Origin of the sequence: Sphingopyxis alaskensis RB2256 (assembly GCF_000013985.1) — a bacterium.
GTDB classification, from domain to species: Bacteria; Pseudomonadota; Alphaproteobacteria; order Sphingomonadales; family Sphingomonadaceae; genus Sphingopyxis; species Sphingopyxis alaskensis.
Genome location: NC_008048.1, coordinates 1,907,966 through 1,920,623, shown reverse-complemented (window position 1 = coordinate 1,920,623; position 12,658 = coordinate 1,907,966). Strand labels below are relative to the sequence as shown.

Annotated in this window: 11 protein-coding genes; 8 read left to right on the top strand and 3 right to left on the bottom strand. The window is 65.2% G+C overall.

The genetic code is table 11. From position 1 onward, the window contains the following. The first annotated feature begins 70 nt into the window (after nt 1-70). The gene (locus tag SALA_RS09255) at nt 71-718 is read left to right on the top strand and encodes a heme exporter protein CcmB (RefSeq protein WP_011542111.1); all 648 of its coding nucleotides are present in this window, start codon (nt 71-73) and stop codon (nt 716-718) included. Nucleotides 719-905: 187 nt separating this feature from the next. Here SALA_RS09255 and SALA_RS09250 read toward each other — a convergent pair whose 3' ends face one another. Continuing rightward, nucleotides 906-1,709, bottom strand: a complete 804-nt coding sequence (locus tag SALA_RS09250; protein ID WP_011542110.1) for an SDR family oxidoreductase — start codon at nt 1,707-1,709, stop codon at nt 906-908. Nucleotides 1,710-1,818: 109 nt separating this feature from the next. Here SALA_RS09250 and SALA_RS09245 point away from each other — a divergent pair, with 109 nt between their 5' ends. The 3 genes from SALA_RS09245 to secA all read left to right on the top strand — a co-directional run bounded on the left by SALA_RS09245 (nt 1,819) and on the right by secA (nt 5,995). Further along, complete coding sequence (locus SALA_RS09245) at nt 1,819-2,322, top strand: hypothetical protein (RefSeq protein WP_011542109.1); 504 nt, start codon at nt 1,819-1,821, stop codon at nt 2,320-2,322. A gap of 554 nt (nt 2,323-2,876) precedes the next feature. Continuing rightward, nucleotides 2,877-3,143, top strand: coding sequence for a hypothetical protein (locus tag SALA_RS09240; protein WP_011542108.1), 267 nt, complete (start codon nt 2,877-2,879; stop codon nt 3,141-3,143). Between the two features lie 116 nt (nt 3,144-3,259). Next, nucleotides 3,260-5,995: a preprotein translocase subunit SecA gene (secA, locus tag SALA_RS09235; protein ID WP_011542107.1), complete on the top strand. Its 2,736-nt coding sequence runs from the start codon at nt 3,260-3,262 to the stop codon at nt 5,993-5,995. Between the two features lie 55 nt (nt 5,996-6,050). On the opposite strand, the gene SALA_RS17645 is transcribed toward secA, so the two are convergent. Further along, complete coding sequence (locus SALA_RS17645) at nt 6,051-6,308, bottom strand: hypothetical protein (protein WP_084764815.1); 258 nt, start codon at nt 6,306-6,308, stop codon at nt 6,051-6,053. A 194-nt stretch (nt 6,309-6,502) separates the two neighbouring features. Between SALA_RS17645 and SALA_RS09230 the strand changes: the two genes are divergently transcribed. The 4 genes from SALA_RS09230 to SALA_RS09215 all read left to right on the top strand — a co-directional run bounded on the left by SALA_RS09230 (nt 6,503) and on the right by SALA_RS09215 (nt 10,599). Next, complete coding sequence (locus tag SALA_RS09230; RefSeq protein WP_011542105.1) at nt 6,503-7,942, top strand: circularly permuted type 2 ATP-grasp protein; 1,440 nt, start codon at nt 6,503-6,505, stop codon at nt 7,940-7,942. Between the two features lie 130 nt (nt 7,943-8,072). Continuing rightward, complete coding sequence (locus tag SALA_RS09225) at nt 8,073-9,014, top strand: alpha-E domain-containing protein (protein ID WP_011542104.1); 942 nt, start codon at nt 8,073-8,075, stop codon at nt 9,012-9,014. Nucleotides 9,015-9,016: 2 nt separating this feature from the next. Continuing rightward, the gene (locus tag SALA_RS09220; RefSeq protein WP_011542103.1) at nt 9,017-9,820 is read left to right on the top strand and encodes a transglutaminase family protein; all 804 of its coding nucleotides are present in this window, start codon (nt 9,017-9,019) and stop codon (nt 9,818-9,820) included. A 47-nt stretch (nt 9,821-9,867) separates the two neighbouring features. Continuing rightward, nucleotides 9,868-10,599, top strand: coding sequence for a peptidase (locus SALA_RS09215; RefSeq protein ID WP_011542102.1), 732 nt, complete (start codon nt 9,868-9,870; stop codon nt 10,597-10,599). 109 nt (nt 10,600-10,708) lie between these two features. Here the strand turns inward: SALA_RS09215 and acs are convergent, their stop codons facing one another. Then, a complete protein-coding gene (gene acs / locus SALA_RS09210; RefSeq protein WP_041383220.1) occupies nt 10,709-12,646 on the bottom strand; it encodes an acetate--CoA ligase in 1,938 nt (645 codons plus the stop codon). Between the last annotated feature and the right edge of the window lie 12 nt (nt 12,647-12,658).

Genomic DNA, 12,658 nt, shown 5'->3' with positions numbered 1-12,658 from the left:
AAGCATTGCGCGGCATCGATGGCCGGAGATTGCCGCGTCGCCACGCTCCTCGTCGTGACCGGGATCGCGCATGACCGCACTTATCGCCCTCTTCTGGCGCGACCTGCGCCGCGCGTGGGGCAGCGGGGCGCTGTGGCTGCCGGTGCTCTTCTTCCTGCTCGTCGCGACCGCCTTTCCCTTTGCGGTTGGCCCCGACGCGCCGCTGCTGCGCCGTGCGGGCGGCGGAATGGTCTGGGTGGCCGCGCTGCTCGCCGCGCTGCTGCCGATCGACCGGCTGGTGCGGCCCGACCGCGACGCGGGCGTGCTTGATCAGCTCGCGGTCCGCGGCTTCGCCGATGAGCTGGTCGCAGCCGTGAAGATTGTCGCGCACGCGATCGCCTTTGGCATACCGCTGCTCGTCGCGCTCCTGCCCGCCTCCGCCCTGCTCGCGCAGGACGCCGCGCGCGTCGAAACGCTTGCGATGGGGATTGCCCTCGCGGTTCCGGCGCTCGCGTCGCTTGCGGTGCTGAGCGCCGCGCTGACCGCCGGTCACAAGGGCGGGAGCGCGGTCGGCGGGCTGCTCATACTCCCGCTCGCGGTGCCGCTGCTGATCTTTGGCGCCGGGATGCTCGACCCGTCGGGACGCGGCGCGATCAAGCTGCTTGCGGCGACGAGCCTGCTGCTGACGGTGATCGGTCCGTTTGCGGCGGGTGCGGCGCTGCGAGGACTGCGCGAATGACGGTTTTCCGCCGGAAGCGGACGTTTGGGGATCGGCAATCTCCCCTTCAGGCGCGCGATACGCGGCTTGCCGGCCTGTCCGGCCAGCCGCAGTCGAGAAGGGCCTGAACCGCGTCAGCCCCCTCTTCCAACCCTCTGCCCTGACGGGGAGAGGGCTGTGACAGCCCCCAACCCCAAGCCACCGCCTGTCAATCCCCTGCGGCGCCCAGCCCGTCGACCTTCTTCGACTGGCGCGCGATCAGGCCGGGGAACCAGCGGGCGAGGCGGGCGAGGCGGCGGGCCATCTTGCCGACGGGCACATGCACCCGGTCGCCGTGGACGGCGTCCCACGCCGCGCGCGCGACATCCTCGACGGGCGAAATCTCGAACCCGCTGGCTGCCAGTCGGCTGCGTGCGGGTTCGTTGCTGTCGGCGCTGACCTGATCGAGCAAGGGCGTGTCGATGAAGCCGGGCATCAGCGAGCGAACCTTGATGCCGTGCTTGGCGAACTCGATTTCGAGCGCTTCGGTGAGCCCGCGCACCGCGAATTTGGTCGCCGAATAGACCGCGAGCCCGCCGACGCCATAGAATCCCGACGCCGATCCCGTGTTGAGGATGGCCGATCCCGGCGTCGCGCGCAGCAAAGGCAGCGCCATATAGATGCCGTTGACGACGCCGCCGAAATTGATCGCGATCAGCCGGTCCGCCTCTTCGGGCGCCATGTCGATGAACTGGCCCCCCGATCCGATGCCGGCGTTGTTGAACAGCACGTCGAGGCGGCCGCCGCTGGCGCGCGCGAATGCGTCGAGCGCGGCTTTCCACTGGTCGCGGTCGCGCACGTCCATGACGTGCCGCGACGCGGCGCCGTCGGGAAGCAGCGCCGCGGTTTCGTCGATCCCCTGCGCGTTGACATCGGCGATGCCGACGAACCAGCCCTGACCGGCAAAATGGCGCGCGACCGCGCGGCCGATGCCCGAACCCCCGCCGGTGATGAAAATCGCCTTCCGCGCCATCCGCTCCCTCCTTACATTCATGTCAATTGCACAAGATGCGAAGTTGACGTGATCGTCAAGCGGCAATCGCGACTTGGCGGGCGGCGGTGCGGCCGGTATCAGCTTGGCGATGCTGCGCTTTCCCCTGATGCTCGCCTCGCTGTTGCTGTTCTGTTTTGCGTCGGCGCAGGCCGCGGTGACGGTCAGCTTCTACAGCCATGATTTCGGCGACCGCTTTCCGCACGCCTTCATCGTGATGAAGGGCACACTCGACGCGACGGGCGCGGCGGTCGACGCCAATTACGGCTTTACCGCTGTGTCGGTGAGCCCGGCGATCCTGTTCGGATCGGTGAAGGGCAAGGTCGAATCGTCGAAGCCCGATTATATCGCCAAGAGCGACCGCCAGTTCGACGTCGTCGTCGACGACGCGACCTATGCGCGGATTTTGGCGAAGGTCGCCGAATGGCGCGACCGCAAGCAGCCGAGCTACAGCCTGAACAGGCGCAACTGCGTCCATTTCGTGATGGAGCTGGCCGAGGTCGCGGGGCTGAAGGTCAATCGCAGGAGCAGGTTGTTCAAGAAGCCGAAGAGTTTTTTGCAGGAGGTGCGGGCGTTGAATCCTGAGCTGAGATGATGGCCGGTTTCGACCGGTTGCGGACGTTGGCATTTCGGGCTCTCTCCCCTTCAGGGGAGAGACACGAAGGCTTGGCAGCTTGCTGCCTAGCCGCAGTTGAGAGGGGTTTGGATGGTCCCCCTCTCCCAACCCTCTCCCCTGAAGGGGAGAGGGCTTTATGGCAGATCCCCACCCCAAGCCGGACACCCGCTGCGCAAAAAAACGCTGTCCTACATGACCCGGCTGTGCCAGCCTTCATCCCGGCTCTTTCAATATGCGGACAAAAGCGATGGCTGTCAGGCCTGTGGGCGCGGGCAGGAGCCGACTGTGGCATGTCCGACCGGAGCGGCAGTTCGGCGGCCGCATAAGGCTGACCTTTCCTGACCTTTGGAGAGTATCCACAGATCTTGCCCCGACCGGATCGCGGACCTCGCTCTGCATAACCGAAAACGACTGGCAGCTCCCCACCCAAAGCGGGCACTCCGCTCACCCCTAGACGTCATCCCCCTTTCACCCTATGTTCAGCGAACGGGGCGCAATAATTTCCGCTCCGTCACGAAAACGAGGGGCGATTCTTGCGGTTTTTGCTGACCCTGCTGGCTTTGCTGACCGGACTGGCGGGTGCCGACCGGGCGGTTGCCGCGCCTGCCATGCCGGCGGCGATGGGGTCGCTCGTGCTGCTCGCCGAAAGCTCGACCAAGGCCGAGGCGAGCGACAGCGTTCGCCGCCCCGCGACCAACGCGCCGACGCGGCGCAGTTCGACGGCCTGCGACAAGCCGCGCAAGGCCGCGCCGCCGCACCTCCCCGGACTCCTCACCGGCAGCGACCGCGCGCTCGAATAGCGGCCGGGTCGCCGCGCCCGGACCCCCGGCGTCGCCCCGCAACGGGCATTTCCCTTTTTCGACATGCGCGCGTCCGCGGACGCCGCCCATTCTACTGATTTTCCAAGGATCATTCCATGTTTGCTGGCCTTGCCAAGAGCCTGTTCGGCTCGTCCAACGACCGTTATGTCAATTCGATCCGCAAGATCGTCGAGCGGATCAACGCCTTCGAACCCGCGATGCAGGCGCTCGATGACGCCGGATTGCAGGGGCAGACGGCAACCTTCCGCGCGCGGCTGGCCGCGGGCGAAACGCTCGACGACATTCTGCCCGAAGCCTTTGCCACGGTGCGCGAGGCGGCGGTGCGCACATTGGGGATGCGTCATTTCGACGTCCAGATGATCGGCGGCGTTGTCCTCCACCGCGGCGAGATCGCCGAAATGGCGACGGGCGAGGGCAAGACGCTGATGGCGACCCTGCCCTGTTATCTGAACGCGCTGAGCGGCAAGGGCGTGCATGTCGTCACCGTCAACGACTATCTGGCGCGCCGCGACGCCGAATGGATGGGCGCCGTCTATGGCTTCCTGGGGCTGACCACCGGCGTGATCGTCCCGAACCTCAACGAGACGCAGCGGCGCGAGGCCTATAACAGCGACATCACCTATGCGACGAACAACGAGCTGGGCTTCGACTATCTGCGCGACAATATGAAGTTCGACCGCGCGCAGATGGTCCACCGCCCGTTCAATTTCGGCATCGTCGACGAGGTCGATTCGATCCTGATCGACGAAGCGCGCACGCCGCTCATCATCTCCGGGCCGACCGACGACAAGTCCGAACTCTATATCCGCGTCAACGAGGTGGTGCTCCAGCTCACCGAAGAGGATTATGAGAAGGACGAAAAGTCCAAGTCCATCAACCTGACCGAAGAAGGCACCGAGCATGTCGAGCGGCTGCTCGAAGCCGCGGGGCTGCTCCAGGGCAGCAACCTTTACGACATCGAAAACACCCAGGTCGTCCATCACGTCAATCAGGCGCTGAAAGCGATCCAGATGTTCCGCATCGACACCGACTATATCGTCAAGGACGGCAAGGTCGTCATCATCGACGAGTTCACCGGCCGCATGATGGAGGGGCGCCGCTGGTCCGACGGTCTGCACCAGGCGGTCGAGGCGAAGGAAGGCGTGCAGATCGAGCCCGAGAACCAGACGCTCGCGTCGATCACCTTCCAGAATTATTTCCGCATGTATCCGAAGCTTTCGGGCATGACCGGCACCGCGGCGACCGAGGCGGCCGAGTTTTTCGACATCTACAAGATGAACGTCGTCACCATCCCGACCAATCGCCCGATCGCGCGGATCGACGAAGAGGACGAGTTTTACAAAAATATCAACGACAAGTTCGGTGCGATCGCGCGCACGATCCGCGAGGCGCAGGAGCGCGGCCAGCCGGTGCTCGTCGGCACGGTGTCGATCGAGAAGTCCGAGCTGCTCTCCTCCTTCCTCGAAAAGGAAGGCGTCGCGCACAGCGTCCTCAACGCACGCTTCCACGAGAGCGAAGCGCGTATCGTCGCGCAGGCGGGACGCAGCGGTGCGGTCACCATCGCGACCAACATGGCGGGCCGCGGCACCGACATCAAACTGGGCGGCAACGAGGAGTTCCGCATCGAGGATGAGCTCAAGGACATGCCCGCCGGGCCCGAGCGCGACGCCGCCGAGGCGCGCATCCGCGAAGAGGTCGCCGCCGAGCGCGAGGCGGTGAAGGCCGCCGGCGGGCTGTTCGTGCTCGCGACCGAGCGCCACGAAAGCCGCCGCATCGACAATCAGCTGCGCGGTCGTTCGGGACGGCAGGGCGACCCCGGCCTCAGCAAATTCTATCTCTGCCTCGACGACGACCTGCTGCGCATCTTTGGTCCCGACACGCTGTTCGCCAAGATGATGAACAAGAATCTGGAGGATGGCGAGGCGATCGGGTCGAAATGGCTGTCGAAGGCGATCGAGACCGCGCAGAAGAAGGTCGAGGCGCGCAATTACGACATCCGCAAGCAGGTCGTCGAATATGACAATGTGATGAACGACCAGCGCAAGGTCATCTATGAACAGCGCGGCGAGATCATCGACAGCGAGACCGTCGACGACGTGATGGCGGCGATGCGCGCCGAAACGGTCAATGCGATCGTCGCCGACGCCTGCCCGCCGGGAAGCTATCCCGAGCAATGGAATGTCGAAGGCATGAAGGAGCGTGTGGCGAACATTCTGAACCTGCATCCGCCTATCGACGAGTGGATGCAGGAGGATGCCGTCGACCCCGAAATGTTCGAGGAGCGGCTGCAGCGGATGGCCGACGCGACAGCCGCCGAAAAGGCGGCGCTGGTCGATGCGGAAACCTGGAAGGGCATCGAAAAGTCGATCCTGCTCCAGACGCTCGATCACCATTGGAAGGAGCATCTCGCGACGCTCGACGCGCTTCGGCAGGTGGTGTTCCTGCGCGCCTATGCACAGAAGCAGCCGATCAACGAATATAAGCAGGAGGCGTTCGCGCTGTTCGAGCGGATGCTGTCGAACATCCGCGAGGATGTGACGCGCACCGTCGCGCGCATCGATTTCCAGTTCCAGGAACCCGAACCGATGCCGCTGCCCGAGCTTCCCGATTTCCTGACGACGCACATCGACCCCTTCACCGGCGAGGACAACAGCGCCGACGTCGATGCGGGGTCGCTGGGGGTGATCGCCGACACGCTGCCCCCGATGCAGGTGCCCAAGCACGACATCGCCAGGGGCGAGAACCCCTATGCGGCGATGGAGATCAGTCGCAACGCGCCGTGCCCGTGCGGGTCGGGGCGCAAATACAAGCATTGCCACGGGGCGATTTGATCTGATCCTGCCCTCCCCTTCAGGGGAGGGCAGCGAAACTTGGCAGCACGCCGCTCTAGAGCGCGATGACATGATATTGATCCACCGTGACGGAGGCGATTTTGGCCGAGTGCGAGGCGCGAGGAGCGGCGCGATGCGGGACATCGCGCCCGACGAGCAACGTGGCAATCGGCCAAAATCGACCCGCCCTGGAGGGGTTGCCCCCTGAAGCCCGCCGGACAGCGGCGCGTCTCTGGTCCGGGCAACCAGCCCGTCCTGCGAGACGCTTCTTGCCGACGAACTTCAGGGGGCAATCACGGTGGGTCAATATCAGGTCATCGCGCTCTAATGTGAGCAATCCCTTGATGTTACCGCGTCAATCGGCGCCATGAGTCCGCTTGCCAACGCACAGGCGCGCGATTAGCATCCCCGGCATAAGCTTGGCGGCCGCGTAGCCAGACAAGCGACGCAGCAGGCAGGAAAACGCGGCCGCGCACGCCGACCAATGCGCGCGGCAGGGCCGGTGGCATGTTGCGTGGAAAGGGCTGGGGCATTTCCTTTTTCGACGAGATGACGGGACAGGATGGCGCGGTCCGGGCGCCCTATCGCGACTATGCGGACTGGTTCGGCCGCGAGGACGCGGCGCGCATCCAGCGCAAGGCACAGCAGGCCGAGGCCTTTTTCCGCACCACGGGCATCACCTTCAACGTCTATGGGCAGGACGAGGCCGACGAGCGGCTGATCCCCTTCGACGTTGTGCCGCGGATCATTTCAGCGAGCGAATGGCGGCGGTTGTCGCGCGGTATCGAACAGCGCGTGCGCGCCCTCAACGCCTTTCTCCACGACATCTATCATCGGCAGGAGATTTTGCGCGCGGGGCGCGTGCCGACCGAGCTGATTTCGCGCAACGAGGCCTTCCTGCCGATGATGATGGGCATGGATCCGCCGGGGGGTGTCTATACGCATATCAGCGGCATCGACATCGTGCGCACCGGCGCCGACGACTTCTATGTGCTCGAGGATAATGCGCGCACGCCGTCGGGCGTGTCCTATATGCTCGAGAATCGCGAAACGATGCTTCAGATGTTTCCCGAGCTGTTCGCGAAGATTTCGGTGCGCGAGGTCAGCGATTATCCGCTCAACCTCTTGAAATCGCTCGCCGCCTGCGCGCCGCCCGCGTGCGGGGGGACGCCGACGGTCGCGGTGCTGACGCCGGGCATCCACAACAGCGCCTATTTCGAGCACAGCTTTCTCGCCGACCAGATGGGCGCCGAACTGGTCGAGGGGCATGATTTGCGCGTCGTCGACGGTCGCGTCGCGATGCGCACGACGCAGGGCTATACGCCGATCGACGTCCTCTATCGCCGCGTCGATGACGATTTCCTCGATCCGCTCAATTTCCGAACCGACTCGCTGCTCGGCGTGCCCGGTATCTGGGACGTCTATCGTGCCGGAGGGATCACGATCGCCAACGCGCCGGGCACCGGCATCGCCGACGACAAGGCGCTCTACAGCTATATGCCCGACATCATCGAATTTTATACGGGCGAGAAGGCGCTGCTCCCCAATGTGCCCACATGGCGGTGCAGCGATCCCGACCAGCTGAAGGAGGTGCTGGGCCGCCTGCCCGAACTGGTGGTCAAGGAAGTCCACGGGTCGGGCGGATACGGGATGCTCGTCGGCCCGGCGGCGACGAAGAAGGAGCTTGCGGCCTTCCGCGCGAAGCTGGAGGCCAATCCGCGCAATTATATCGCGCAGCCAACGCTGTCGCTGTCGACGGTGCCGATCTTCACCAGGGCGGGCCTCGCACCGCGGCATGTCGATCTGCGCCCCTTTGTGCTGATGTCGCCGCGGGGCATCCGCATCACGCCGGGCGGGCTGACGCGCGTTGCGATGACCAGGGGGTCGCTCGTGGTCAATTCGAGCCAGGGCGGCGGGACGAAGGACACCTGGGTGCTGGAGGATTGATGGGGATGGGCGGCGCTTCAAAAACTGATCGTCGCCCCCGCGAAGGCGGGGGCCGCCGACAGCCTGACCCTTCGTTGCGGCGTAAGCCGCCAGCGGCCCCCACCTTCGCGGCGGCGACGGGAATCTGCCCATGCTAGGGAAAACCGCCGGTGCCCTTTACTGGATGGCGCGCTATCTGGAGCGCAGCGAAAACAATGCGCGGCTGATCGACGCGGGGTTCCGCATCGCCTTGACGCGGTCGAACACCGCGGCGGCCGAATGGCGGTCGGTGCTCGTCACCGCGGGACAGGACTATGCCTTTCGGCAGGCGCATGAGGATTATCATTCGCAGCGCGTCGTCGATTTCATGCTGCGTGACCCCGCCAATCCGTCGAGCATATTGTCGGTGATCAAGCGCGCGCGCGACAATGCCCGCACCGCACGCACCTATCTGACGCGCGAGGCGTGGGAGGCGATCAACACGAGCTGGATGACGCTGGGCACGCTTTTGAAGCGGCCGGTGCGCGAGGACGATCTGCCCGACGTGCTCGCGGCGATCCGCCAGCAGAGCGGGCTGGTGCGCGGCGCCTTCGCGGGCACGATGCTGCGCAACGACGGCTATAATTTCTCGCGCCTCGGCACCTTCCTCGAACGCGCCGACAACACCGCGCGCATCCTCGACGTCAAATATTATCTCCTGCTGCCCTCGGTTGCGCATATCGGCACCTCGATCGACAATGTGCAGTGGGAGACGATCCTGCGTTCGGTGTCGGCGCATCGCGCCTATCACTGGCTCTATGGCACCGAAATCAGCGCGCTGAAGATCGCGGAGTTCCTGATCCTCTACAGACAGATGCCGCGCAGCCTGGCCTTTTGCTGCGACAAGATGAACGACAATCTCGGCTGGCTCGCGCGCGCTTATGGCGAAGAGACCGAGGCGGTGCGGATGGGGGCGTCGATCTGCAACGACCGGCTGTCGCGGCCGATCGCGGCGATCTTTGACGGCGGGCTGCACGAGTTCATCACCGATTTCCTTCGCGCCAATGCCGCTCTCGCGCGGCAGATCGAGCGCGATTACCGTTTCGTGGAGTGACCATGCGGCTGCGCGTCGAACATATCACCCATTATCAATATGACAGCCCGGTGCGCTACGCGCTCCAGCAGTTGAAACTGACGCCCAAGGAGCGGCCGGGACAGCAGTTGATTCATGACTGGCGGATCGAAATCGAGGGCGGCGCGCAACAGCTTCACTATACCGACCATCACGGCAATGGCGTCGATCTGGTCGCGGTCGACGGTGGCGCGAGCGAACTGGTCGTCCGCTGCACCGGCGAGGTCGAACTGATTACCTGGGACGGAGTGATCGGGCCGCACCGCGGCGCGATGCCGCTCTGGACCTTTCTGCTTCCGACGCCGCTGACGCGCGCGGGGCGCGGCGTGCGTTCGCTCTCCGCCGAGCTGGGCCGCGATCATGCAAGCGACATCGAGCGGGCGCACGCGCTGTCGGCGCTGATCCTGGACAGGCTGCCCTACCGGATCGGCGTCACCGATGCCGAGACGAGCGCCGAACAGGCGCTCGGCGGCGAGGGCGGGGTGTGCCAGGATCATGCGCATATCTTCATCGCCGCGATGCGGCACCTGGGGCACCCGGCGCGCTATGTCTCGGGCTATCTGATGATGAACGATCGCACGCACCAGGATGCAACGCACGGCTGGGCGGAGGCGCATTTCGACCATATCGGCTGGATCGGCTTCGACGTCAGCAACGGCCATTCGCCCGACCAGCGCTATATCCGCGTCGCGACGGGACTCGATTATCGCGACGCCGCGCCGGTACGCGGGATGCGCTATGGCGCGGCGGAGGAAAATCTGGTTGTCCAGGTGCAGGTCCAGCAATAAGCGGACGGGAATGATTCAGGGCGACCGGGGCGGGGATTAGGGCACGAATGACCTATTGCGTGGGAATGCGGCTCAACAAGGGGCTGGTGTTCATGTCGGACACCCGCACCAATGCCGGCGTCGACGATATTTCGCAGGTGCGCAAGATGCGCAGCTGGCACGTGCCGGGCGAGCGCGTCATCACGCTGATGTCGGCGGGCAATCTGGCGACAACGCAGGCGGTCGTCAGCCTGCTCGACGAGCGCACCAAGGCGCCCGAGGACCGGCACCCGTCGATCCTCGAAGCGCCATCGATGTTCGTGGTGGCCACGATCATCGGCGAAACGCTGCGCAGCGTCGTGATGCGCCACAATGACGAGGGCCCCGCCGCGGAGTCGCTGTTCCGTGCCTCGCTGATCGTCGGCGGCCAGATCAAGGGCGCCGAACCACGGCTGTTCCTCATCTATCCCGAGGGCAATTTCATCGAGGCGGGCGAGGACAATCCCTTTTTCCAGATCGGCGAGACCAAATATGGCCGCCCGATCATCGTGCGCTCCTATGATCCCGCCATGTCGTTCGAGGATGCGGTAAAGCTGCTCTGCGTGTCCTTCGATTCGACGATCCGCGCGAACGCGGGGGTCGACCTGCCGATCGACCTCAAGATCCACGAGCGCGACGATTTCACGACCGTGCGCGAACGCCGCTTCGAGCGCGACGATCCCTATTTCCGCCGCGTGTCGGAAGGCTGGGCCGAGGCGCTGGGGATCGCCCTGGCGGAACTGCCGGATTTCCGGTTCTGACAGGCCGTCGCCCCCGCGAAGGCAGGGGCCGCCGGCGGTTTACGTAACGCTGAAGCGTCAGGCCGATTGCGGCCCCCGCCTTCGCGGGGGCGACGGTCATTCGGCTTGTTTACCGATTCCGCCGCTCCTCGATCAGCCCATCGACCAGGCCGGGATCGGCGAGCGTCGAGGTGTCGCCCAGCGAGCCGAAGTCGTTTTCGGCAATCTTGCGCAAAATCCGCCGCATGATCTTGCCGCTCCGTGTCTTGGGCAGCGCGGGGGTCAGGTGGATATGGTCGGGAGTCGCGATCGGACCGATTTCCTTGCGGACCTGCTGTTTGAGCGCCGCGACGATGTCCTCGCCCGGCTCGACCCCGGCGTTGAGCGTGACATAGGCGTAAATGCCCTGGCCCTTGATGTCGTGCGGAAAGCCGACGACCGCCGCCTCCGCCACATCCTCGTGCAGCACCAGCGCGCTTTCGACCTCGGCGGTGCCCATGCGGTGCCCCGACACATTGATCACGTCATCGACACGCCCCGTAATCCGCCAATAACCGCTCGCGTCGCGGCGGCAGCCGTCGCCGGTGAAATATTTGCCCTTGTAGGTCGAAAAATAGGTCTGCACGAACCGGTCATGGTCGCCATAGACGGTGCGCGCCTGTCCCGGCCAGCTGTGGGTGATGCAAAGATTGCCCTCCGCCGCGCCGCCGGTCTGTTCGTCGACGAGCACTGCGCCATCGGCATCGACGAGCTGCGGACGGATGCCGAAAAAGGGGCGTCCCGCGCTGCCCGGCTGCATCGGATGCGCGCCGGGCAAGGTGGTGATCATGATCCCGCCGGTTTCGGTCTGCCACCAGGTGTCGATGACGGGGACGCGGCCCTTGCCGACAATCTGGTGATACCAGCGCCACGCCTCCGGGTTGATCGGCTCGCCGACGCTGCCGAGCAGGCGGAGCGACGACAGGTCGTGCCGCGTGACATAATCGTCGCCCTCGCGCATCAGCGCGCGGATTGCGGTCGGTGCGGTGTAGAGGATGTTGACGCCATGCTTGTCGACGACCTGCCAGAAGCGGTCATGGTCGGGATAATTGGGGACGCCCTCGAACATCAGGGTCGTCGCGCCATTCTGGAGCGGACCGTAAACGACATAGCTGTGGCCGGTGACCCAGCCGATGTCGGCGCTGCACCAGAAAATCTCGCCCGGCCGATAGTCGAAACCGTACCAGAAGGTCGTCGCCGTCCAGACGCTGTAACCGCCGACGGTGTGGAGCACACCCTTGGGCTTGCCCGTCGATCCCGAGGTATAGAGGATGAAGAGCGGGTCTTCGGCGCCCATCGGCTCGCAGGGGCAATCGGCGGACACGTCGGCCGAGAGCGCATCATACCAATGGTCGCGCCCTTCGGTCATGTTCACCTCGCCGCCGGTGTGCGCGATGACGAGCACACCCCTGACCGCGATTCGTTCGAGCGCCTTGTCGACATTGGCTTTCAGCGGCACGGTCTTACCGCCGCGCAGCCCCTCGTCGGCGCAGATCACCCAGTCGCTGCCGCAATCCTCGATACGGCCGTGGATCGCTTCGGGGGAGAAGCCGCCGAAGACGACGCTGTGCACCGCGCCGATGCGCGCGCAGGCGAGCATCGCCACCGCGCCCTCGGGGATCATCGGCATATAGATGGTGACGCGGTCGCCCTTCCGCACGCCCATTTTCTTGAGCGTGTTCGCGAAGCGAACGACGTCGGCGAGCAGCGCGGCATAGCTGATATGCCGCGTTTCGCCGTCGGGCGCGTCGGGCTCGAAAATGATCGCGGTGCGGTCGCCGTGGTCGGCGGCGACATGGCGGTCGACGGCGTTGTGGCAGAGGTTGAGAACGCCGTCCTCATACCATTTGATGCTCACCGGGTCATAGGACCAGCCCGCGATCCTGGTCGGCGCCTTGATCCAGTCGAGCCGTTTCGCCTGCTCGGCCCAGAAGGCGTCGGGGTCGGCGATGCTCGCGGCATAGAGGCGGTCATAGTCGGCAGCGCTGCAATGCGTGTTGGCGGCGGCGTCGGCGGGGACGGGGACCATGGGTTCGGAGGG

Coding starts and splice junctions, on each gene's coding strand:
- SALA_RS09255 (WP_011542111.1), top strand. CDS start 71: ATGACCGCACTTATCGCCCTCTTCTGGCGCGACCTGCGCCGCGCGTGG.
- SALA_RS09250 (WP_011542110.1), bottom strand. CDS start 1,709: ATGGCGCGGAAGGCGATTTTCATCACCGGCGGGGGTTCGGGCATCGGC.
- SALA_RS09245 (WP_011542109.1), top strand. CDS start 1,819: ATGCTGCGCTTTCCCCTGATGCTCGCCTCGCTGTTGCTGTTCTGTTTT.
- secA (WP_011542107.1), top strand. CDS start 3,260: ATGTTTGCTGGCCTTGCCAAGAGCCTGTTCGGCTCGTCCAACGACCGT.
- SALA_RS09230 (WP_011542105.1), top strand. CDS start 6,503: ATGTTGCGTGGAAAGGGCTGGGGCATTTCCTTTTTCGACGAGATGACG.
- SALA_RS09225 (WP_011542104.1), top strand. CDS start 8,073: ATGCTAGGGAAAACCGCCGGTGCCCTTTACTGGATGGCGCGCTATCTG.
- SALA_RS09220 (WP_011542103.1), top strand. CDS start 9,017: ATGCGGCTGCGCGTCGAACATATCACCCATTATCAATATGACAGCCCG.
- SALA_RS09215 (WP_011542102.1), top strand. CDS start 9,868: ATGACCTATTGCGTGGGAATGCGGCTCAACAAGGGGCTGGTGTTCATG.
- acs (WP_041383220.1), bottom strand. CDS start 12,646: ATGGTCCCCGTCCCCGCCGACGCCGCCGCCAACACGCATTGCAGCGCT.